Below are 22,212 nucleotides of genomic sequence, written 5' to 3' on the forward strand. Positions count from 1 at the left end.
CGGTGGTGGCGTCCGCATCCTCACTGCCGGGTGGTGCTCCAGGCCGCCGTCGCTGTTCTTGCCGCGTCGGCGGCCCGGGAGATGCGCTTGCTGCTCCCTCGGATGTCGCGGCTGAATTCGATGTGCAGGAAAGGGACTCCGGCGGCAGCCGCGGCACGGCCCTGCATGTTGGTGCGGCCCTCCAGGGGACAGTCACGGGCCCAGGCGCGGCAGGCGTCGATGCCGCTGTCGTCCAGGGCGTCGGCCACGGCGCGGCCAGTGGCGCGGCCCCGGTTCCCGGCGCCGGTGGAGGTGACCGCGTCATAGCCGGGTACGGAATCGTCCGCGAACCCGTGCACCTGGACGCCCGGAAGGCGTCGTTTGAGCAAGGCGTCGCAGACGGCGTGGAAGACCGTGTCCCGGCGGTGCGCGACGTCGGCCGCGAGGCCCTGGCCGGCTGCGCGGTGGGCACCCGCCAGGACCAGGACACCGCCGGGCGTTCCGCGCAGTATGGCGACGCCGAGATCCTCGCTGTGCGCGTCGGCGACCGGGTGCGGGACCTGCACCGACCACCGCGAAGGGGCGGTCAGGTCGACATAGACGCGCCCCCAGCCGCGGGTGGCGGTGCCGGTGTCCGCTGCGTCGGCGAGCTCGGCGTACCGGCGGCCGGTGACTTGGTCGGTCAGGGTGCGGATGCGGAACCCGACGTCGGCGAGGCGCTGTCCGGCCTGTGCGCGACGGCCGTCGAGGAACAGACCGACGCCGTCCGCCACCGCCCGCTGCTGTGGCCCGGTGGGTGCGCGGTAGCCGCTGCGCGGTCCCATCCCGGAGGTGAAATCGGCGATGTGCTGCTTCAGGTCGAGGGTGCCCCGCGGGGTGGGGGCCGGATGGTCAGGCTTCTTCGGAGGTTGCCCGCTGCATGCCGTGATGATCACCATGCTGAATACGATCATGGCTTTGACCAGCAACGTTCTCGGAAATTTCATCTTTGCGGGGAAAGTGTCGGCCATAACTGCATGACAATACTTGGGTGCATATAACCCTTCGTGCGGGCTTCGCGGCTCGCACCACTGCGCTGGCATTACTCGCGGTGTGCGCCGCGGCATGTGCCGGCCCTGGAGAGAGCAATCCGCCCAGGGCGGAAGGACGTTCGTTCACGGTGGCCGCGGCGGGAGACATCCTGATTCACCCGCAGCTGACGGAGCAGGCAAAAAGAGACGCCAAGAGAACGGGCCGTGGGGTCAAGGGGATTGACTTCAACCCGATCATGGCCGGAATCAAACCGGTCATCAGCAAGGCGGACTTGGGCATCTGCCACTTCGAGCCCGTCGTGGGCACGCCGGAAGGCCCCTTCCGGTCCTACCCGGACTTTCTCGTCCCCCCACAGATCACCACCACGATCAAGAAGGTCGGCTACGACACCTGCTCAACCGCCTCGAACCACACCCTCGACCACGGTGCGGCAGGGGTGGAACGGACCTTGGGGGCCATGGACAAGGCCGGTCTGCGGCACACCGGTTCGGCCCGCAGCGGGGCGGAGGCGGGCAAGCCGCTCATCATGGACGTCAAGGGCGTCAAGGTCGCACAGATCTCCTTCGCCTACGGCTTCAACGGCCGCAAAGCGCCGAGGGACAAGCCCTGGTTGGTCAACCGGACCAGCGTCGAGCGGATCGCAGCAGCGGAGCGGGCCGCCCGCAGGGCCGGGGCCGACGTGGTCATCCTCAGCGTCCACTGGGGCCAGGAGCACCGGCCCGACCCGAGCACCCCGCAGCTGGCCCTGGGCAGGGAGATCGCTGAGAAGACCGGCATCAACCTGGTGATCGGCCATCACGCCCATGTCGTGCAGCCGATGGAGAAAGTGCACGGAACCTGGATCGCGTATGGACTCGGCAACCAGCTTGCCCGCCACGAGACGCCGACCGGCCTGTCGGAGGAAGGCGTGATCGGCTGGTTCAAGTTCACCGAGCGGGGCGGTGACTGGGACGTCCGGGCCCGCTATGTGCCGACGCTCGTCGACATCCCGCCGGAGGAGAAAGATCCCGTCGCCGGCGGGGGCGGCGAGGCGAGCGGGCAACGCGACCACCGGTTGGTGGACGTGGCCGCTGCGCTGCGTGGCCACAAGAAGCTCACCGCGCAGCAACGGGCCCGCTACCGGCTCGCCTTCGAGCGGACCCGCGGCACGATGCTGAACCGCGGCGCCGCCGAAGGCGCTCTCAAGCCGCTGAAGGACATCCCCGGCTGATTCGCCGTCACCCTCTCTCACTGCCGTACACCGGACGGTCTCAGCCGTTCGGATCTCAGGAAGGGCTGCCCCACGTGCCCCCGCGACCCCCACACACCAACGACTCACTCCAGGAGGGGAGTTCCCCGCCGGCCGCGCCGCGGACGAAGCTGCGGCACACGGCTCGGCGCCGGGCCGATATGTCACTGCTCGGCGGCGTACGCCCGCCCATCGCCGTCCTGTCGGCCCTGCTGCTCGCCCTGGCCGCCGTCACTGCCCTCGGCCTCGGCAGGGTCGGCCACGACAGGATTCCCGAGGCGGTGCTCACGTCTCAGCAGCAATTCGCCGAGGACGGCGCCATCGCCATGCGTTCCTCGGTCGACGAGAGCGTCACCGACCTCCATCGCGTGGCGGGACTCCTCAGTTCGGGTGCCCCGGTCCCGGCCGATGCCGTGCTGGACAAGGTCGGCAGCGTCTACCAGAAGTGGCGCGGCACGGCCGTCATCGAGATCGGGTCGGGCAAGCTCCTCGCCGCACGGGGCGAGAACCTGCCACTGGCGACGATCGACCGCGGAAAGCTGTCCGAGAAGGACGGGCTCGGCCCGCGCATGGTCCGCCTGGCGAACGGTGAGACCCGCCTGCTCTCCTTTGCCCTGCTCTCCTGGGACGGCCGGCCGAAGCAGCTCCTCGTCGCTTCCCGCAGCCTTCGTGTCCCCGGCATCAGCCTCGGCCAGTTCCGGACCATCGCCGTGCTGGACTCGACGGGCGCGATTCTCAGCCGCGGTGGCAGCCGCGAGTCCGAGCAGGACCTCGACGACCCGCAGCGGAAGGCGGCCAAGCGGGCGGACAGTGAGCTGAGGGCGTTCGCCAGGACTGCTGCCGAGAGGGCCCGTCAGCACCCCCTCAAGGCCAGGGAGCCAGGTTCCGGGGGCTTTCCGGGGGTGAGCGGGAGCCTCACCGGCGGGGCGTCCAACGGTGAGCGCGCCGCAGCCGGTTATGCCACCCTCGCTCCCGCCCGGCCCGGCGAGAGCACCGTCGCCGGCGGCCTCGGCCTGACGGTCGTCACGATGGTCGACGTGGCCGAGGACCCGTCCCGGGGCGCCGACCCGCTCTTCGGTGTCGCCGCGGCCGGCGCGCTGCTCGTCATCGGTGCGGCTGTCGTGGCTCTGCTTCTCGGTCTCGTGCAGCGCCCGCTGCTCCGGCTCTTCCTGGAGAGCCGCCGACTCACCGGAGGCGAGCTGCAGCGGCCCGTGAGCGTACCCGCAAACGGAGAGGCGGCCCGGGTCGGCCACGCACTGGAACGTCTGCGGCGCCAGCTCCTCGGCGCGCCGCACGGGACGAGCGACCCCGCCACCCCGCGGCGGCTGCGCCGGATCGGTGTCCGGGGCCTGACGGCCGCGTGTGCGGTACTCCTGCTCGCCTGGTCCGCCCCACTGGCGCTGTCCCTGAACCACGCCGACGCGAAGGCCGTCATTCCGCAGCAGCTCGTCAACGACCAGCGCGAGCGCACCGACACCCTGGCCGACCGGGTCCGGCGAGCCCTCGACGAGGGCCGTACCGACCTCGTCTCGGTGGCGTCCCTGATCGGCGACCGCACCTCGCCGGACCAGATGGCCGAGGTCCTGGAGCGCACCCTTCAGGAGCACCCGCGTTACGCGTCCCTGTACATCCTCGGTGCCGACGGAAAGGTACTGGCCCGGGCCGGCGGCACTCCGCATCACCCGGCCGGCAAGGGCCCGGGCACCCGAGCGGTCACCGTGCTCAACGAGGGGGGCAAGGAGCCGGTCGTGGCGGGCTATGCAGAGGTGCCGGGCCGGAAGGGCGCCGCCGTGGCCGGTGAGTTCCGGGTCGACTTCTTCAATTCACTGCTCAAGCGGCCCGGCCTCGGCGAGGTCCGGGTGGTCGACGACAAGCGCCGGACACTCGGTGGCAACACCGGCTACCGCGCCTTCGAGAAGCTGCCCTCGGAGCGGCTCGACACCCTGGTGCAGGGGACGGGCGCCAGAGCCGGCGCGAGCCTGCGGCCCGGCGCGCTCCTCCACCGCAACGGCAGCGGCGTCCAGATCGCGGCGGCGGCCCCGTTCAACGGCGGCGGCGTGGCGAAGTCGCTGAACTGGACCGTGGTCAGCTGGAAGCCCGCTGAAGGGCTTGCCCTGCCCCAGTACACCGTGCAGAACCACACCGTGCTGGCCGGGCTGCTCGGTCTCACTGCTGCCGCCGCCTGTCTCGGCTGGCTGCACATCGTGGTGGCGCGCCCGCTGCGCACCCTGGCCGCACAGGCCGAGGCGCTCGCCGACGGGGACCGTCGCACCGTGCTCTACCCACGCCATCACGACGAGGTCGGCGCCGTCGTCCGCAGCCTGGAGCTGATCCGGCAGCAGCTCCAGGAGCAGCGCAAGCGGGACAGTGCCCCTCTGGCCGGAAGGAACTGACGGACCGTGCTCTTCCTCTACACCGTTCTCGTCGTGTGCTGCGCGATCCTGCTGATCGCCGGAATCATCGAGCAGCGACGGCACTTCAGCAATCTGGAGCACATACCCACCCGGGTGCTCGTCAACGGCATCCGCGGCAAGAGCTCCATCACCCGGCTGTGCGCGGGTGCGCTGCGGGGCGGCGGCCTGGCCACCGTGGCCAAGACGACCGGCACCGCGGCCCGGTTCATCCACCCGGACGCCACCGAGGAGCCGGTCTACCGCAAGTTCGGCATAGCCAACGTGGTCGAGCAGATCGGCATCGTCCGGCGGGCCGCCGCGTACCACCCGGACGCCCTGGTGATCGAGTGCATGGCCGTCATGCCGGCACTGCAGGAGATCAACCAGTCCAAGCTGATCCGGTCCACCATCGGTGTCCTGTGCAATGTCCGCGAGGACCATCTGGCCGAGATGGGGCCCACCCTCGACGATGTCGCCCGCTCGTTGTCCCGCTCCATGCCGGAGGGCGGTATCTGTGTGACCGCCGAGCAGGACCGGTTCCACATTCTCCAGGAGGAGGCGGACGCCCGCGACTGCCGGCTGATCTACGCCGACCCCGGGACGGTGACCGATGAGGAGCTGCGCGGCTTCAGCTGGTTCACCTTCAAGGAGAACGTGGCCATCGCGCTGGCCGTCGCGGAACTGCTCGGTGTGGACCGCGGGACGGCGCTGCAGGGCATGTACGACGCTCCGCCGGACCCGGGTGTCCTCTCCGTCGAGCGGTACCGCACGCCCGACGGCAAGCGGCTGCGGTTCGCGAATGTCTTCGCCGCGAACGACCCCGAGTCGACGCTGATGAACATCCGTCAGCTGCTCGATCTGGGCGCGGTCCACCGGCCCCTGAACGTCGTGATCAACTGCCGCCCGGACCGTGTCGAGCGCAACGGCCAGATGGGCGAGATCATCCCCGAACTCGAACCCGACAAGGTCTTCGTGATCGGGCATCCGGCCAAGAGCGCGATCGATGCGATCCCCGCCGCGTGGCGCTCCCGTGCGGTGGACCTCGGCGGCGACCGCCGCGACCCCGAGGAGTTCATGGATCGGATGGTGAACCACCTCGGTCCGGATTCGTCGCTGGTCGCCGTCGGCAACATCCACGGCCAGGGCGAGCACCTGCTGGAGCAGCTGGCCGAACTTCCCGCGGACGAAGGGCCCGACGGCGTTCCGCAGCACCCCCAGGACGGCCCGGCGGACTCCGCGGAACGCCCCGCACCCCCGGCCGACCTGTCCACCGGGCACCCACCGGCCCACGAGTCCCGCCCTCACCAACCGTTCGTACCGCTGCAGCACCCGCACACCGATTCGTGGCAGAGCTCAGGAGAGCACCCTTGATCCCCGCCGTCCTCACGCCCGAGATCGCCGCTATCGGCATCGCCCTCGGGCTCATGTTCTCGCTCGTCTGCTACCTGACGACCAACCTCTCACCAGGCGGCATGATCACCCCCGGCTGGCTTGCGCTGACCCTGGTGGAGGATCTCCAGCGTGCCGCGATGGTCGTGGGCGTGACGGTCCTTACGTACCTGGCCACCCTGTTCGTGCAGCGGGTCGCGATCCTCTACGGCAAGCGGCTGTTCGCGGCCGTCGTGCTGATCGGTGTCGTGATCAACGGCACGCTGATGATCGTGCTGCAACTCGAGTTCCCGCTGATGTACACGAATCAGACCCTCGGGTTCATCGTCCCCGGTCTGATCGCCTACCAGCTGGCCCGCCAGCCGAAGGGCCCGACCGTGCTGGCCACCGGCTCGGTGACGCTCATGGCCTATGTCGTGCTGGCCGCCGGAATTCTGCTCGGCGTCATGCCGTCCGCCTGACCGAACGATTCGGAGCCGATCCCATGAGCGCCAAGACCCAGCGCGGCCGTCGCCGCGTTCTGCACGCCGTGATCGTGACCGCCCTGCTCGCCGGCAGTGCGTACCTCACCGTGGCACTTCGCCAGGAGGAGCAGACCACGACACCTGCCATACCGGCGGTCACCGATGAAGCCGGCCTCAAGTCGTCCCTGACGAGAGGGCTCTCCGGCGACCTGACCTGGGAGCGGCTCCGGAGTCCGGCCCGCTCCGTGCTGCGCGGCAAGAAGGGCGAGGTGTTCGCCACCTTCACCGACGGGGCCCGCACCGCCACCCTCACCGGCCGGAGCCGCACCTTCACCGAGCCCGCCGCCACCACGTCCCGGATCGTCACCGACAACTGGGTACGGATGATGCCGGAACCCTGGCGGAAGGGCGCCGAGAAGGAGAAGTGGTTCAAGGACTGGTTCAAGGACAACTTCGGCAGCGAGAAGGACGATCTCTTCGCGATGGCCTTCCAATATGTTGCCCAGGCCCCCGTGAAGCAGAACGCCGCAGGGGTCAGGTACGCGGGCGACGCGAACTACGGGCCGATCGATGCGCACGGCGGGTCCGGCGCCGGCCGGCGGCTCGAGGAGTCCGACTTCTACGACTACCTGGGCATCCCGTACACCTTCCGGGACGGCACCTCGATGCAGCCCGAGAGGGCGCGGGCGCGGTCCATGGACTGCTCCGGCTTCATCCGGGCGGTGCTGGGCTATCGCGCCGGCTACCCCCTGAGGGCGGACGACGGAAGGGGCGACGGCCTGCCTCGTACGGCCAACGGGATGGCCCGCTCCGGACTCGGCGTAGGTGTCGTGCCGCTGACCGGCTCCGCGCCGGCCTTTGCCAGGCCCGCCTCGACCGATGTGCTCCAGCCCGGCGACCTGGTGTTCTTCAAGCTGGAGGCCCGCACCGAGGAGCGTCTCGACCACGTCGGCATGTACCTGGGCAACGACTCCGACGGGCACCAGGTCTTCATATCGAGCCGGCAAGAGGTCAACGGCCCGACCATCGGGGACAAGGGCGGTACGTCGCGGCTGGACGGAAACGGCTACTACGCCAGGGCGTTGCGCAGCGCCAAGCGCCTGTGACGGAATCCCGCGAGAAGACACCTGTCAATTGAGGTTGACGCACTCCGGGTGTCAATCTAGATTGACACCATGACCGAAGCAACGGATCTCGCCGAGCGGGCCGGCGACCGGGACCCCAGGGTCGGGCTCCGCGCCGTGGCCGCGCTCCGACGGCTGCTGGAGCAGCTCGAAGCCGTGCAGGTGCGCAGCGCCCGCGCGCAGGGCTGGTCGTGGCAGGAGATCGCGGCGGAGCTGGGTGTCAGCAGACAGGCAGTGCACAAGAAGCACGGGAGGCGCTGATGTTCGAGAAGTTCACGGCCGGTGCGCGCGCGGTGGTGCGTGGCGCGGCGGAGCAGGCGGACCGTACGGGCAACGGCACGATCGGCGAACCGGAGCTGCTGCTCGCGCTGCTGGAGCGGACGGAGTCACCGGCCGCCGGGGTGCTCGCCGCGCTCGGTGTCCACGAGCGGCGGGCATCGGTGGCGGACGCCCTCGCGGCGGTGCGCCGGCGCGGTGGGGTCTCGACCGCCGACGCCGCGGCGCTGGCCGGGCTGGGGATCGACATCGACGCGATCGTGGCGCGGGTGGAGGAGGCCCACGGGGTGGGCGCGCTGGCCGCCGACGGGACGGCCGGGCGGGGGAAGCGGCTGCGCCGGCCGTTCACCGCGGAGGCGAAGGCCGTGCTGGAGCGCGCCCTGCGGATCGCGGCCGGCCGCGGTGAGCGCCACCTCGGCGATGAGCATCTGCTGCTCGCGCTGACCACCAGGCCCGGACCGGCCGCGGCGGTGCTCGCCGACCACGGGGTGACCTACGACGCGGTGGTGCGGTTGCTCGACAAGACGCGGGGCCGGCAGGCGAGTTGAGCCGGGCGGGGCGGTTCCGTGGGCAGGGGACCGCCTCGTGGCCGTCCGGCGGAACGGGATCCCCTTACGGCGGGTCCGTCCGGGCCCGCCCCTACGGGCAGCCGACCTTCACCCTCCCGATGCCCAGGGTGCTGTGCCGCGGGAGATAGCCGGCCTCGAAGACCGCGCCGAGTACCGGGTGGAGCAGTTGCGCCAGCCGTTCGGCGCGGGAGTGGCCCAGTGCCCGCCACGGCCCGGCCGCCAGCCGGTCGGTCGTCCGCTCTATCGCCTCGCGCTCCTTGTGGGCGCGGTCGGTCGCGGTGCCGTCCGGAGCGATCCAGCCACGGGCGGCGAGGCGGTGCCGGGCATCGCTCCACTCCTGGGCACTCCAGCCGCGCCCCACGAAATCGGCGGCCGGTGCGGCACCGATCGCGGCGAACGACACCAGGGCCTCACAGGGGTCGAGTTCGCAGGTCAGCAGGGCCGCCAGATGGCCGTCGCCGCGGTGTTCGCGGAGGACGGTCGCGGCCTGCCAGAGCACCAGATGCGGCGCGTCCGGCCAGGGCAGATCGCGGTTGGCGGCGGCCAGCGGGCGGGCGGCGGTCCCGGCGTTCTCGGCGGCCTGGCGGGCGAGCCGCGCCGCCTCGGCGAGCTGTGCGGTGGTCAGCCGGCCGTCGATCAGGGCGGTCAGCGCACGGTCCATGGCCAGCAGCCGGGCGTCCAGCACCTTGGCCGGGTCCGCGACGGTCCAGATCCGCGGGAGGTACCGGGTGACCATCCGCGGGCTGAAGGTGTAGTACGTCGCGGCGACCAGCTCGGGCCCGGCGGCGCCCAGCGGAGCCGTCCGCCAGGCGAAGTAGCTGGGCCAGCGGGAGACGACGTCATGGCCGAGGGTGGCGGCGACCTGGCGTGCCTCAGGCGCGAAGTACAGCGTGGCGTGCAGTGGCTCCAGAAGGTGCCACATCCGGCGGGCGACCGAAAGGTATTCCGACATCGCTTTACCTCATGGCCTTCACGATGCGTGCGCAGACGGGAGACGTGGACCGTGGTCCTGAACACGGCCGTCGGCCCGCGGAACCGGGCAGCTGGGGCTCCCTGGAACCCGGCGCCGGACGAAAAGCCGTGCGAAGTAGTGACTTCCCCGATTACGCCGCGTGAATCCAGACCGCAGATGGCAACTGTGGGTAACAGAAGCCTGGTTGGGGGATTCCGGTTCCGGCCGCGACGGGCCCGGTGGCCCGGAGCGCCTCGCGTACCGGAAGTTCAGTCGGACACGGACGGCCGCGGTGGGGCGGGTGCACCCTGAGGTGCCCGCCCCACCGCGGTGGTCTCACGAGCCGTCGGCCCCGTTCCCGACGGCTCAGTCGTCTCAGCCGTCTCAGCCGTCTCAGTCGTCTCAGTCGTCCCGGTCCGCGCGGGACGCGTACTGCTCCGGGTGGCGCAGCAGTGCGCCGATATGGGCGGCGGCCGTCGACAGCCGGCGGCGGGACTCCTTGAGCTGTGCGGCCGTGACCCCGTGGTCGCGCGCCGCGTCCCGCAGATCGTCGCGGAAGCGGTCCAGCAGCCGGTCGAAGTCCCGGGCAGGGTTGTCGCCGGCCGGTTCCTCCGCCCACTCCGGGGCCGGCGGGGCCTCGGCCGCCGTGTCCGCCCCGGGGTCCTCCCCGGCCTCGTCGACGCGCTCGACCGTCACCTTCGTGCCGTGGTCCGCACCGGCCCGCCCGGCCGCGCCCGGCTCGCCCTCGCTCCGCCGGGCGTCGAACGGGCCGTTGGTGAAGCGGCCGACCTCGCGGGACACCTCGGACAGCGCCTCGCGCACCGCGCCCGACCAGTCGCCCGACCGCACCGCTCCCTGGGTCTGTTCCTGGACGCGCTTGAGGACCCGCTGGACCTCCTCGCGTGCGAACACCTGGGCGTCCCTGGCCTGCTTACGGGCCCGCTGGGCGTCCTGCTTGGCGCGCCGGCTCTCCTCCTTGGCCCGGCGGGCCTGCTCCTTCCACTCCTCCTTGGCGCGGCGGAACTCCTGCTTCGCCTGCTGCCAGGACTCCTTGTCGCCGAACGCGCCGTCGAAGTAGTCGGCGGCGTCCGCGAACGGCCGCTCCCCGGCGTCGGCCCCGGCGTCCGTGGTCGTGTCGCCGGTCCGCCCGGCCTTTCCCGCGCCCCGGGCGTCCTTGCGGGCCTGCTGGGCGGCTTCGCGGATCTCGCGGCGCAGATCCCGCGCCGAACCGCTCACGTCCTCCCGGATGTCGGAGGCGAGCGCGGCGACCGACTCCCGGATCTCCAGTTCCAGATCGGCCAGCTCACCGCCGCGGTCGGCGAGTTCGGTCCGCCCGGCGTCGGTGAGCGAGTAGACCTTGCGGCCGCCCTCGGTCGTGTGGGTCACCAGGCCCTCGGCCTCCAGCTTGGCCAGCCGCGGGTAGACCGTGCCGGCGGAGGGGGCGTAGAGGCCCTGGAAGCGTTCCTCCAGGAGGCGGATGATCTCGTAGCCGTGCCGCGGCGCCTCGTCCAGCAGCTTGAGGAGGTAGAGGCGGAGGCGGCCATGGGCGAAGACGGGGGGCATGCTCAGAGCACCTTCTTCTCTGCGGGCGGGTCGGTCGGGGAGTCCCCCTGCGGGCCGGGGGCCGGGCCGTCGCCGGGGTCGCCCGGCCGGTGCTCCCCGTCCTCGAAGGCGGGGCGGCGCAGCAGGGCCAGACCGCCGGAGACGGTGGTGACCTTGAGGGTGCCGGTGCCCGCGCCGAGCGCGCCGGTGATCTTCTTGGCGCCCCACTGGCCGGTGACCCGCAGATCGTCGAAGGCGTTGGAGACCGTGCCGCTCGCGGTGTTGGCCTCGACCTTGGCGTCGGCCGGGTCGGGCAGCCGGATGGCGACCTCCCCGGAGACCGTCGTCAGGGCGATGTCCGCGCCCTGGGCGGGGTCCAGGTCGAGGACCATGTCGCCGCTGACGGAGTCCGCGCGCACCGTCCCGCCCGCACCGTCGATGACCGTCAGATCCCCCGAGACGGAGTTGAACCGCAGATCGCCGGTGACCGACTGCACCTCGACATTGCCGGAGACGGTGTCGGCCCGCACCCTGCCGGTCAGTCCGACGAGCGTGGAGTCACCGGAGACACCGCGGACGTCCGTGCGCCCCGAGATCCCGGAGATCACCGCGCCGGCCCCGACCACGCCGACCTCGACGCGGGTGGCGGCCGGCACCGTCACCGAGATCACCGCGCTGCGGTTCCACCCCTTGCGGTCCAGGAACTTCAGAAAGCCCTTCCAGGGGAGGTCCTCGTAGGCGATCGCGAGGGTGCCGTCCTCGCACGAGACGGTCAGCGGCGGGCCGTGCAGCTCGCTGATCTCCACACGGGCCGGACCGCCGTCCGAGGTACCGACGACGTTGACGGTGCCGCCGACCACGCGTACGTGCAGGGCGTCGAGGGGGTCGGAGATCTCCAGCGTGCGTGGTTCGGCCACCTGTATCGGTTGCTGCGACCACTCGCTCCGGGCTGACATTCCTGGCCTCCCCTGGATAGCCGTACAACGCAACATATCGCGTCTCTTGGAGACACGATATATCGCGGATGGGGGAAGTCAAGCGCTTGGTGCCGAGGGGAGCCGCTGCTCCCCGGGCACAGTCGGTCGCCGTGGAAGAGCGGCGCAACCGGTCGTAGGGGAAAGGGGGCCCGCCTTCGCCGCCGCGTCGTGCCACGGGCTGATCGTGAAGGCCAACTCGCTGAACGAGACGGCCAGTTCGGCCGACCGGGGGCGCAGCTACAAGAAGGCCGCGAAGTGCAGCCACTCGGCTCGGGGGAAGATCGTCAATGCCGGGGGTGTGTGCCGCACGCGCGCCCCGCGGAGGAGATCCGCGGAGCCCTCGACGACGCCGCCAACGGGACCGAGGCCGCCGAGCACCACAACAAGAAGGCGTACATCGAGAAGAAGGCGTACAACGAGCACGACCGGCGGGCCGGGCGGGCGGCCCTCAACGAGGAGTGCGACGTGCGGCGCCGCCTGCGCAAGGCGCTGCACTACTCCTGATCTCCGGATCGGTCACGACGGTCCGCCGCCTTCCGGGAGCGGGCCGTCCGCGCACGACCCGGCTGCCTGGGAGCGGGAGCCCCGCGGCCCCGTTCCCGGGAGCGCTCCTCGGTGGCCTATTCGTCCTCGTCCTCGTCGTCCAGGCGGGCCAGCCAGGTGGCCAGCCGCTCCACCGGTACCTCGAAGTCCGGATTGAGGTCGACGAACGTACGCAGCTGGTCGGCCACCCACGCGAGGGTGACCTCCTCCTCGCCGCGCCGGTTCTCCAGCTCCTCGATGCCACGGTCAGTGAAATACACGCGCTCTCCACCAGGGGTCATGGGTCATTCCCAGCCAGGATAGGCAGGCTCACGGACCTCTCGCGCCACAGACGCCCGACGGCTAGCCTGATCACCTGTCAACGGTCCTGCGGCAATTGGGAAATTGCCGCCCACGGGGCGCAGGAGGCCGTGATGCAAGATCGCGCACAGCGCATCGAACTTCCCGACGGTACGGAAGTCTGGGCCCGGGTCTCCCGGCTCGACGCCCCGGGACCCGACGGGGCGGACGACGCGGACGGGGAATTCGAGGACGTCGGTGCCTGGGACGCGCTCGGGGCCAGGGTCGAAGGGCTCCGCGAGGTGATCGGCGGGGTCGCCGCCAGCGTCCGGCAGGCCACCGAACGGGTCGCACCGCACGAGACCAGCGTGACCTTCGGCGTGGAGCTGTCGGCCAAGCCGGGCAAGGCCGTCGCCCTGCTCGCGGACGGCGAGGCGAAGACCAACCTCTCCGTCACCCTTACCTGGCGGCGCGAGGACGGGGCGCCGGCCCGGGACGAACCGCACGGGCTGCATACCGCCGACCGCCGGGAGCCGGACGATTCGAGCCGCTGATGTCGACCTCCGAGGGCCGGGCCGCCGGCCGCGGTGACCGCGCCCGCTACACACAGCTCCTCGACCACGCCGGACGCACCACCGTCGGACTGTGCGCCGTGCCGGGCAGGGCCGGCGCCCGGCCGTGGGGCAGTGGGGTACTGATCGCCCCGGGATGGGTGCTGACCTGCGCCCATGTGCTCGCGGCGAGCGACGGGCGGCGCCGTGACACGGGCCCGGACGGGGTCTTCGGGGTCACCTTCGGCGGCCGGGTGGTGCCCGCGCGGCTCGCCTACGACCTGAGCCGGCCCGACCCGGACGCCGGGCCCGCCGCCGCCCGCGCCGATCTCGCCCTGGTCCGGCTGCTCGACCCGGAGACCGAGCACCCCTGCGCCTGGCTCAGCGATCAGCCGGCGACGCTCCTGGAGGACGCGTACATCTTCCGCGGGCACGACCGGCCGGGCGCGGGCACCGAGGGGGACGGCGCGGCGAGCGGGGAGGGCGACGCGAGCGGCGACGGTGGCGTGAGCGGCGACGGTGGCGTGAGCGGGGGCGCCGCCGCGGGCCGCCGGGGAGAGCGCGCGGTACGTGATCCGGGTGACGTACGCGGCCCACGGGACGGGCGCACCGTGCCCGAGCCGGGCGACGGGCCCGGCGGCCCCCGGGTGCCGGGGGAGGGACGCGGCGCGCCCACCGGGCCGCACGCGCCCACCGGCCCGCGCGCCCCCACCACCCCCGTCGACCCCTTCATCGCGGTCCGCTTCGGCGCCCGGGACGCCCGGGGCCTGCAGTTCGGCAGCGATGTCCGGGTCACGCCCGGGGCCTCCGGCGGACCGCTGCTCGACTGTGACCGCGGCGAGGTGGTCGGCATCGTCAAGGGGCGCCACCAGCAGGACCACGTCGGGCTGGCGGTGCCGGTCACCGCGCTGCGCGGGCTGGGGCCGGAACACCTGGTCGCCGGCGCCGAGGGCCTGGGGCCCGACCCGTACCACGCGCTGATGAGCCTGCACGACCGCTGGCACTGGGCCGGTCAGGACCTCGGCAGCGCCGTCGGCCCGACCTGGTTCGACGCCCAGCACGCGATCATGGCGGGCCGGGGCCGGCTGTGGGGCGTACAGGAGCGGCTGCAGGCGCTGGACCTGCTCGCCCGGCTGCCCGCACCGCGCGATCCGCTGGTCGTGGAGGCCGCGGTCGGCGAGGTGCTGGAGCGCGGCGACCGGCCCGGCGCCTGGTCGCTGCGTACCTGGCGGGACGGTCACGGCGCCCTCTACCAGGGCAGCGACCCGTACACCGAACTGCGCGCCTTTGTGCACTATCTGCGGATCGTGGCGCAGCTGACCGCCGACGAGGTGCGCGACGTACCGGGCGACGAGGCCGCCGGGGTGCGCGAACAGGCCGCCCGTCTCGCGGAGTTCGTGCAGGCCAAGGCGGTGGTGCTGCAGCCGCAGGACCGCCGGAGGATAGGCCCGGTGCGCCGCCGGCCGCGCTCCGTGCTCGTCGAGTTCGAGCCGCTCTTCTACGACGAGGGCGGGCAGGAGCTGTTCAACTGGTCGGTCAGCGAGGGCTACGGCCAAGGGCAGTGGCTGCGGGTGGACGTCCAGGAGTCGGCCGGCGGGGTGCCGTTCGAGCAGGCGCGGGAGCAGGTGCTGCGGCGGCTCGGCGGGCGGCTGCTGCGGGCCGACGGCGATGCCGGTCCGGGCGCCCGGGTACGCCTGGAGGTCGCCGTCCCCGAAGGCCATTGGGACACCGCCGCCGGCCAGTGGGAGGTCGCGGCCTCGACCCGGCGTACCGCCCGGCTGCGGCCGGTGGGCCCCGGGCGCGCGGTGATCCTGCGGGACCAGGGACGGCGGGAACAGGTCGACCCGGCGTGGCTGCGCCGCTGGCAGGGCCTCGCCGCCGCCCGCGAACTGCACGCCCTGCGCATCCCGCCGCGGCCGGGTACCGATGCCCGGTGCGGCTCCGCCGAGGCGATCTGGCGGCTGCTGGAGACGGCCGGCGACGGTGCGCTGCCGGCCCTGTGCCACACCGTCACCGACGGGTTCGGCCGGGACGCGGTCGGGGTCGCCCTGGACACCGGCTTCCCGGCCGGTCTGTGGCCCGCACACGGGCACGGCGAGGAGCGGGACTGCGATGCCGGCTGCGAGGAGTTCCACCGCGGGGTGCGGGAGCTGCTCCAGGGGTCGGGCGGGGTGGCCCGGCTCCCCGAACTGGTCCGGCAGTTGCGGGCCAAGGCAGCCGAGGCCGCGGAGGAGGGCACGCACTGGGCGCGCGATCTGGTGCTCCTCTACGACGACCCGGAGGACCCGATTCCGCCGCTCTTCACGGACCGCCCCCAGGTGTCGCCGCGCTGAGCGGTACGGGGCGCCGCCCCCTGACCTCCCGGGCGCCGCGCACGCCCCCGTACGCCTCGCACGCGCCCGGTGCCCACCCCCGCGGCATCCGCCCCTCCCGCGGCAAGTCGCGCCCCGTACCTGGCACTTGGGCGCCCACGGTGCCCGCGGGGGAGACCGGAAACCGCCCCGTGCGCTTCCGTCCGGCTGGGTACTGTCATAGCGTCGTGGAAGACTTGTTCGTGATGACGCGACTGCGTGATTGTGGGTGGCGGACGCGGGGGGAGGCCGAGCGGATGCCGATGTCCCCGGCGCTCCGCCATGACCATCGCTCCTGACCGAGGCCTGGCCGGCGACGAGGAGTTCCGACGTGAGCGACTGGCTCATCTACCGTGGCGCGGGGGCACCGCACGACGGAATTGAGCATCTTCCGCCGCCACCCCCCTGGCGCGATTTCGACGGCGGCCCCCTCGTGGCGCCGCCGGCCGCCCTCGACCCGTCCTCCGAGCGCAGGCTCGGTGTGCAGCACCGGGAGGCCAGCCACCACCGCCCCGGCGAGACCGAGCGCGAGCTGGTCAACGCCGCCCTCTATCTGCGCCGGCCGCTGCTGGTGACCGGCGCACCGGGCAGCGGCAAGAGCACCCTGGCCCATTCGGTCGCCTATGAACTCGGCCTCGGCCGGGTGCTCGGCTGGCCGGTCGTCAGCCGCAGCACGCTCCGTGACGGTCTGTACGACTACGACGCCATCGGCCGCCTCCAGGATCTCCAGATCGCCCGCGCCGCCCCGGCCGCCGCGGAGAGCGGGGCCGCGCCCGGCCCGGACCCCACCGACGAACCCGGCGGCGGCATCGGCCGCTACATCCGCCTCGGCCCGCTGGGCACGGCCCTGCTGCCGGCCGCCCGGCCCCGGGTCCTGCTCGTCGACGAGCTCGACAAGAGCGATATCGATCTGCCCAACGACCTCCTCAATGTGCTGGAGGAAGGGGAGTTCCGGATTCCGGAACTGGAGAGGCTGGCCGGATCCGCCCCCGAGGTGGAGGTGCTCAGCGACGACGGCGCGCGGGTGACGGTGCGCGACGGCCGGGTGCGCTGCCGTGCCTTCCCCTTCATCGTCCTCACCAGCAACGGCGAACGGGACTTCCCGGCGCCCCTGTTGCGCCGCTGCATCCACCTCCACATCCCGGTGCCCGACAAGGAGCGGCTCGCCGCCATGGTGCGGGCGCACTTCGGCGAGGGCGCCGCCGAGCGCTACGAGGCGGTGATCGACCGCTTCCTGGACCGCGAGCCCGGCGATGTCCGCGCCGTCGACCAGCTCTTCAACGCCATCCACCTGACGCAGAGAGCGGGCTGGACGGACGAGGACGAGGAGGAGACGCGACGGCGTCTGACGGCGGAGCTGATGCGGCCCCTTGACCGGACGAGGTGAGCCCGGTGCCCCCCGGGGAGCCAGGCCCAGGCCCCCTCGACGAACTCGTCGCCCGGCTGACCGCGGCGGGGCTGCCGGCCGACGCCCGCGGGATGGCCGACGCCTTGTGGCTCGCCCAGTGGATCACTCCTGGTGAACCGCGGGCCGAGGGCTCCGCGGACGCCGTTCCCACCCCCGCGGACCGTCCGGACCGTACAGATCCGGCCACTTTCCGGGTGGGACCGGCCGCCTCCGCCGACCCCGCGGGCGCCGGCGGGACCGCCGCGGCCGCCGGCGGGGACGGACCGGCGGACGGTGACCCCTCGCCGTCCGTGCTCCAGGACGGCGCCCGGCGCCGGGTCGCGGAGCTGCTGCCCAGCCATGCCCTGGGCGAGACGCCCACGAGGTTCCCCGACCCCGACCGGCAGCGCCTCGGCGAGGTCGCCGTCCCGATCGCCTCCGCGTTCCCCGGACTGCTGCCGCTGCAGCGCGCGCTGCGCCCCATCCAGCGCTACCGCCCGCCGGTCGCCCCGGTCCCCCGGAAGCTGGACGAGCCCGCCACCGCCGAGCTCTCCGCCCACGCCGAAATGATCATCCCGGTGCTGCGCGGGGTGCACCGCCGGGCGGCCGGACTGCGGCTCCTGATGGACGGCTCGTCCTCGATGGCCGTCTGGGAGCAGATGCTGCACGACCTGCGCCAGGTCTGCGAGCGCGTGGGCGCCTTCCGCGACGTCACGGTGCACTACCTCCATCCGCACGGCCCGGACGTGGGGGTCGCGGCGGCCCCCGGCCCCGGCCGCCCGCTGCGCCCCGCCGACCAGCTGCACGACCCGACGGGCCATCACCTCACCCTCGTCGTCAGCGACTGCGCGGGCCCCCTCTGGCGGGACGGCCGGATGCAGCGGCTGCTCTACCGCTGGGCGGCCGATGCCCCGCTCGCCGTCGTCCAGCCGCTGCCGCAGCGGATGTGGGCACGCACCCTGCTGCCCGCCGTCGCCGGCACTCTCGTCCGCCGTCAGGGCCCCTACCAGGCGCTCGACTTCCGGCCGGCCCGGCGCCGGCGCCGTCCCGCCGGGCCGCCGGGCACCGCGTCCGAGGCGCCCCGCGAGCGCGCCGTTCCGGTCCTCTCCGCCACCCCCTCCGCGCTCGGCTCCTGGGCCCGGCTGGCCGCCGCCGACGCCGGTCTCGCGCTGCGCGGCGCGGCCTCCGTCGTACGCGCCGACCACGGCACCGAGCATCCGGCCGGGCCGCCGCCCGCGCCCGGGTCCGGGCCCGCCGCGCCGGCCCGCATGGTCCGCGAGTTCGACCAGCAGGCCTCGCCCGCCGCCCGGCTGCTCGCCGTCCACCTCTCCGCCGTCCCGCTCGCCCTCCCCGTCATCCAGCTCGTCCAGCGCGCGATGCTGCCGCAGACCGGCCCGGCCGAGCTGGCGGAGGTGCTGCTCAGCGGGCTGGTCACCCAACTCCCGCCGGACGAGCGGCCGTCGGGGGATCAGGCCGAAGTGAGCGGCCCCTGGTACGACTTCGTGCCCGGGGTGCGCGACGAACTCCTCGCCCGGCTCAGCGCGGGCGAGGCCGCCCTGGTCCTCAAGCACTGCTCGCTCTACGTCGAGCGCACCTTCGGCCGCAGCGCCCGCAACTTCCCGGCCGTCGCGGTCGCCATGCTCTCCGGCAGCGGCCGGGAGCCCGAGACCGGCCGGCGGGCCGTCCCCGAACCCTTCGCCCGGGTCTCGGAACGCGTGCTGCGCCGCTTCGAACCGGCGCTGCGCCCGCCCGTCCGCCGGCCGTACGCCTCCGACGGACCCGCCGCGGAGGGCGCGGCCCTCCTGGAGCGCTACGAACAGGACCGCGCCGTCCGGGATCTGATCGAGGCGGTCCGACTGCTGCGCGCCGCCACCGAACGCCTGCCGGTGGCCGGTACCGACCTCGCCCGCGCGCTGCTGCACGCCTGGGCGACATGGCGCCAGCCGGACGCCCTGGAGGAGGCGGAGCGCGCGGCCCGCGCCGCGGAACGGGCCACCGCGGGCGAGCCGGCCGCCGACGACCAGGAAGGCGCCACGGCCGGCCGGGAGGCCGAGCGCACCCGGGCGCTGATCGTGCTCGGCCGGGTCGGCCACGCCCGCGCCCGGGAACGCCGGACGGCCGGCACCCCCGCCGAGGAGCGCACCGCGCTCGCCGACGCCGCCCGTCATCTGCACGCCGCCTGCGGGCTGATGAGCCTGCTGGACCCCCGCGTCCTGGAGAGCATGGTGTTACGCACCGAGGTCCTGCGCCGCCTGGCCGCCTTGCCGGCCGTACCGGACACCGACGGAGCGACCGACCCCGACCCCCTCGACGAGGCGGAACGCTCCCTCACCACCCTCCTCGACCAGTGGCCCAGCGGGGAGCAGGTGCCCGGCGAGGTCTATGCCGCCCGCGGCGGTGTTCTCCTCGACCAGGCCCGCCGGGCCGCCCGCGGCGACGCCGGAGGGCCGCACCCCGCCGAGGCGCTCGCGGTCCGCGCCGCCGACGATCTCGACACCGCCGCCGTCCTGCTGCGCCGCCGTGGTGGCGCGGCCGACCGGCTGGTCTGCGAGACCCTGCTCGACCTCGCGGCGGCCCGCCAGCTCAACGGCGGCGCCGGCCGTCCGTCCGTGCTGCCCACCCTCGAACGCGCCCGTGCGCTGGCCCATGAACTCGACGATCGGGCCCTGGAAGCGGACAGCCTGCGCCGTACGGCCGCCGCCCAGCGCGCCGTCCACACCCGTACCGGCGACCTGACCGCGCTCGACGCCGCCATCGCCGCGCTGGCCGCCGCCCTCCGGCTGACCACCCCCGATTCGCCCGAGCACAGCTCGCTGCTCGCCGAGCGCGGTGCGGCACTGCTGCTGCGCGCCCGGCTGGAGCCCGCCGAGGAGCCGGGCAAGCGGCTGGCCAACGAGGCGGTGCACGTGCTCCGCGAGGCACTGGGCCGGGTCGCGCCACACGACCCCGACCTGGGCAGTCACCGTCTGCTGTTCGGCCGCGCCCTGCGACTGCGCTACGAACGCCAGCCCTCGCTCGCCGATCTGCACGAGGCCGACTGGATCCTGGAGCTGGCCGCCCGCGGCGCGGACGTACCGGACGCGGTGTCGGCCGAGGCCTGGCTCGAAGTGGGCGATGTGCAGCTGCTGCTGGACCGCCGCTTCGACTCCCGTGAGCGCCACGACCGGGCCGCCGCCTGCTACCGCCGGGCCGCCGCGGCCGCCCGGCGGGCCGACAGCGCCCTGCCGGCCGCCCGCGCCCACCACCGCCGCGGCGAGGTCCTGGAGGTCACCGCCGGCCCCCGCTCCGCGCTGCACGCCTACCGCGAGAGCTGGGAGCAGTGGCAGCGGGCCGGCGAGGACACCGGCCCCGAGGCCCAGCGCACCCGCGCCCGTATGCGCGCCCTCGAATCCACCGCCTGACCGCCCCGAGCACCCGTCCGGCTGCCTGGCCGTCCGCAGCGGGACGTGTTTCTGTGGACGGCAGTTCGGGAACACACCCGTCCAGCCGGCCTGAGGAGAGCAGCGTGGCGACTACCCCCCGCACCGAACCGGCTGTGGCCGCCCCGCCGGGGCCGTCGGCCGAGCGGCTGCCGGATTTTGCCGGGGTCGACGTGGGCGTTCTGGCGGCACGGACGGACCATGCGGTGCTGGGAGAGGTGGCGGCGCTGCTGCTGCGCAACTGGCCGTCGGCGGAGGACGCCGTCGCGTACTACGAGGACGGTCCGGAGAAGGTCTTGCGCTGACCGTCGAGAACGGTTGTTTTTGGGCAAACGTGCAAGGGAACCGGCCAGTTGCTGGGGGAATTCGGTTCTTCGCCCGGGTGCGGAGCCATGTACCAGACAACGGGCGGGAGTTGGCGAGCCCGTACCTCGACGCAGGCAGACGAGAGCAGGGGGCGACCCGTGGCGGGGGAGAAGACCGGCCCGACCGCTGTCGTGCCCTTCCGGCAGTTCGTGCTCAAGGTCCACAGCCGCTGCAACCTCGCCTGCACCTACTGCTACATCTACGCCGGGCCCGACCGCAGCTGGCGCGCGCGCCCGCCGACGGTTCCGGCCGCCACCATGCGCCAGACCGCCCTGCGCATCGCCGAACACGCCCGCACCCACCGGCTGCGCGAGGTCCGGATCGATCTGCACGGCGGCGAGCCGCTGCTCACCGGCCCCGGACCGCTGCTCGACCAGGCCGCCGCCGTCCGCGCCGCGCTGCCCGCCGGCTGCACCGCCGAATTCGGGGTGCAGACCAACGGGACGCTCCTGACCCGGGACATGATCGACACCCTCGGCGCCGCGGGGTTCCGGCTCGGCCTCAGCCTCGACGGCGGCACCCCCGGCCTCAACCGCCGCCGTGTCGACCACGCCGGGCGGCCCTCCTGGCCCGCGGTCTCCCGCGCCGTACGCCTGCTCCGCGACCGGCCCGAGGTGTTCGCCGGCATCCTGTGCACCATCGACATCACCGCCGGCCCCGCCGAGGTCTACGGCTCACTGCGCGCCCTGGACCCCCCGATGGTCGACTTCCTCCTCCCGCACGCCAACTGGTCCAGCCCTCCACCGGCTGCCGCCGGCCCCCGGCCCGCCCCCCTCGGACCGGCCGGCCGCGCCCCGTACGGCGACTGGCTGTGCACCGTCTTCGACCTGTGGTGGGACGGTGGCTCCGGTCCCCGGGTGCGGGTCTTCACCGAGATCCTCGGCCTCCTCCTGGGCCGCCCCAGCTCCAGCGAGGCGGTCGGGCTCTCCCCGGTCGTCGCCCTGGTCGTCGACACCGACGGCGCCATCGAGCAGGTCGACTCGCTCAAATCCACCTACGAGGGCGCCGCCGCCACCGGCCTCGACGTCTTCCACCACAGCTTCGACGACGCCCTGGCGCACCCCGGCATGGCCGCCCGCCGCAGCGGCCGGGACGGCCTCGGCGCACAGTGCCGCGGCTGCGCCCTGGTGGAGGTGTGCGGCGGCGGCAATTACGCCCACCGCTATCGCGCGGACGCCGGCGGATTCAGCAATCCGTCCGTCTACTGCGCCGACCTGGAACGGCTGATCCGGCACATCGCGGCCCGCCTGGAGGCCACGGTCGCCCTCAACTGACGGGCGTCCGAGATGACCTGACGCACTGTCGTCATATGGAGGGACACTTGGGCTATCGTGCCAAAAAGCCAGGGCGTGCCTGATGAGACAGCCTCTCCACGCGCGCACCATCGCATC

Annotated in this window: 19 protein-coding genes; 14 read left to right on the forward strand and 5 right to left on the reverse strand. The window is 73.3% G+C overall.

What is annotated here, in order from left to right:
- Positions 1–20: 20 nt before the first annotated feature.
- Positions 21–917: a hypothetical protein gene (locus NUT86_RS27680; protein WP_274738121.1), complete on the reverse strand. Its 897-nt coding sequence runs from the start codon at positions 915–917 to the stop codon at positions 21–23.
- Positions 918–1,054: 137 nt separating this feature from the next.
- Here NUT86_RS27680 and NUT86_RS27685 point away from each other — a divergent pair, with 137 nt between their 5' ends.
- From NUT86_RS27685 to NUT86_RS27715, 7 genes are all read left to right on the forward strand, one after another.
- Positions 1,055–2,221, forward strand: a complete 1,167-nt coding sequence (locus NUT86_RS27685; RefSeq protein ID WP_446750837.1) for a CapA family protein — start codon at positions 1,055–1,057, stop codon at positions 2,219–2,221.
- Between the two features lie 179 nt (positions 2,222–2,400).
- Positions 2,401–4,632, forward strand: a complete 2,232-nt coding sequence (locus NUT86_RS27690; RefSeq protein WP_159489044.1) for a HAMP domain-containing protein — start codon at positions 2,401–2,403, stop codon at positions 4,630–4,632.
- Between the two features lie 6 nt (positions 4,633–4,638).
- Complete coding sequence (pgsB, locus tag NUT86_RS27695; RefSeq protein WP_274738122.1) at positions 4,639–6,003, forward strand: poly-gamma-glutamate synthase PgsB; 1,365 nt, start codon at positions 4,639–4,641, stop codon at positions 6,001–6,003.
- Positions 6,000–6,482: a poly-gamma-glutamate biosynthesis protein PgsC/CapC gene (locus tag NUT86_RS27700; protein ID WP_274738124.1), complete on the forward strand. Its 483-nt coding sequence runs from the start codon at positions 6,000–6,002 to the stop codon at positions 6,480–6,482. The genes pgsB and NUT86_RS27700 overlap by 4 nt, the downstream gene beginning before the upstream one ends.
- Positions 6,483–6,505: 23 nt before the next feature.
- Positions 6,506–7,591, forward strand: a complete 1,086-nt coding sequence (locus NUT86_RS27705; RefSeq protein WP_274738126.1) for a C40 family peptidase — start codon at positions 6,506–6,508, stop codon at positions 7,589–7,591.
- Positions 7,592–7,660: 69 nt separating this feature from the next.
- On the forward strand, positions 7,661–7,870 hold the full coding sequence (locus NUT86_RS27710; protein ID WP_018087470.1) for a helix-turn-helix domain-containing protein: 210 nt from the start codon (positions 7,661–7,663) through the stop codon (positions 7,868–7,870).
- Positions 7,870–8,433 carry a Clp protease N-terminal domain-containing protein gene (locus tag NUT86_RS27715; RefSeq protein ID WP_018087469.1) on the forward strand — a complete coding sequence of 188 codons (564 nt, stop codon included), beginning with the start codon at positions 7,870–7,872 and terminating at the stop codon, positions 8,431–8,433. Before NUT86_RS27710 ends, NUT86_RS27715 begins: the two co-directional genes overlap by 1 nt.
- Before the next feature lie 91 nt (positions 8,434–8,524).
- Here the strand turns inward: NUT86_RS27715 and NUT86_RS27720 are convergent, their stop codons facing one another.
- The 3 genes from NUT86_RS27720 to NUT86_RS27730 form a co-directional block, all read right to left on the reverse strand.
- Positions 8,525–9,406 carry an SCO6745 family protein gene (locus NUT86_RS27720; RefSeq protein WP_018087468.1) on the reverse strand — a complete coding sequence of 294 codons (882 nt, stop codon included), beginning with the start codon at positions 9,404–9,406 and terminating at the stop codon, positions 8,525–8,527.
- 402 nt (positions 9,407–9,808) lie between these two features.
- Positions 9,809–10,969 (reverse strand): PadR family transcriptional regulator, encoded by a 1,161-nt coding sequence (locus NUT86_RS27725; protein WP_159486201.1) that lies wholly within the window; start codon positions 10,967–10,969, stop codon positions 9,809–9,811.
- Positions 10,970–10,971: 2 nt separating this feature from the next.
- On the reverse strand, positions 10,972–11,904 hold the full coding sequence (locus NUT86_RS27730) for a DUF4097 family beta strand repeat-containing protein (RefSeq protein WP_274738129.1): 933 nt from the start codon (positions 11,902–11,904) through the stop codon (positions 10,972–10,974).
- Between the two features lie 321 nt (positions 11,905–12,225).
- Here NUT86_RS27730 and NUT86_RS27735 point away from each other — a divergent pair, with 321 nt between their 5' ends.
- A complete protein-coding gene (locus NUT86_RS27735; protein WP_274738130.1) occupies positions 12,226–12,429 on the forward strand; it encodes a hypothetical protein in 204 nt (67 codons plus the stop codon).
- A gap of 116 nt (positions 12,430–12,545) precedes the next feature.
- Here the strand turns inward: NUT86_RS27735 and NUT86_RS27740 are convergent, their stop codons facing one another.
- On the reverse strand, positions 12,546–12,728 hold the full coding sequence (locus NUT86_RS27740; protein WP_018087464.1) for a DUF6104 family protein: 183 nt from the start codon (positions 12,726–12,728) through the stop codon (positions 12,546–12,548).
- A 153-nt stretch (positions 12,729–12,881) separates the two neighbouring features.
- Between NUT86_RS27740 and NUT86_RS27745 the strand changes: the two genes are divergently transcribed.
- The 6 genes from NUT86_RS27745 (at position 12,882) to NUT86_RS27770 (ending at position 22,095) form a co-directional block, all read left to right on the forward strand.
- On the forward strand, positions 12,882–13,301 hold the full coding sequence (locus NUT86_RS27745) for a CU044_2847 family protein (protein ID WP_018087463.1): 420 nt from the start codon (positions 12,882–12,884) through the stop codon (positions 13,299–13,301).
- Complete coding sequence (locus NUT86_RS27750; protein ID WP_274738132.1) at positions 13,301–15,631, forward strand: VMAP-C domain-containing protein; 2,331 nt, start codon at positions 13,301–13,303, stop codon at positions 15,629–15,631. Before NUT86_RS27745 ends, NUT86_RS27750 begins: the two co-directional genes overlap by 1 nt.
- Positions 15,632–15,980: 349 nt before the next feature.
- Positions 15,981–17,036, forward strand: a complete 1,056-nt coding sequence (locus tag NUT86_RS27755; RefSeq protein WP_018087462.1) for an AAA family ATPase — start codon at positions 15,981–15,983, stop codon at positions 17,034–17,036.
- 5 nt (positions 17,037–17,041) lie between these two features.
- Positions 17,042–20,437 (forward strand): SAV_2336 N-terminal domain-related protein, encoded by a 3,396-nt coding sequence (locus NUT86_RS27760; RefSeq protein ID WP_274738133.1) that lies wholly within the window; start codon positions 17,042–17,044, stop codon positions 20,435–20,437.
- A 104-nt stretch (positions 20,438–20,541) separates the two neighbouring features.
- Positions 20,542–20,760 (forward strand): YxD-tail cyclophane-containing RiPP peptide, encoded by a 219-nt coding sequence (locus tag NUT86_RS27765; protein ID WP_018087460.1) that lies wholly within the window; start codon positions 20,542–20,544, stop codon positions 20,758–20,760.
- 159 nt (positions 20,761–20,919) lie between these two features.
- Positions 20,920–22,095 (forward strand): FxsB family cyclophane-forming radical SAM/SPASM peptide maturase, encoded by a 1,176-nt coding sequence (locus NUT86_RS27770; RefSeq protein WP_018087459.1) that lies wholly within the window; start codon positions 20,920–20,922, stop codon positions 22,093–22,095.
- Positions 22,096–22,212: the final 117 nt, after the last annotated feature.

The sequence above is a fragment of the Streptomyces sp. G7(2002) genome (genome assembly GCF_028870195.1).
In the GTDB taxonomy this organism is placed as follows: domain Bacteria; phylum Actinomycetota; class Actinomycetes; order Streptomycetales; family Streptomycetaceae; genus Streptomyces; species Streptomyces nigrescens.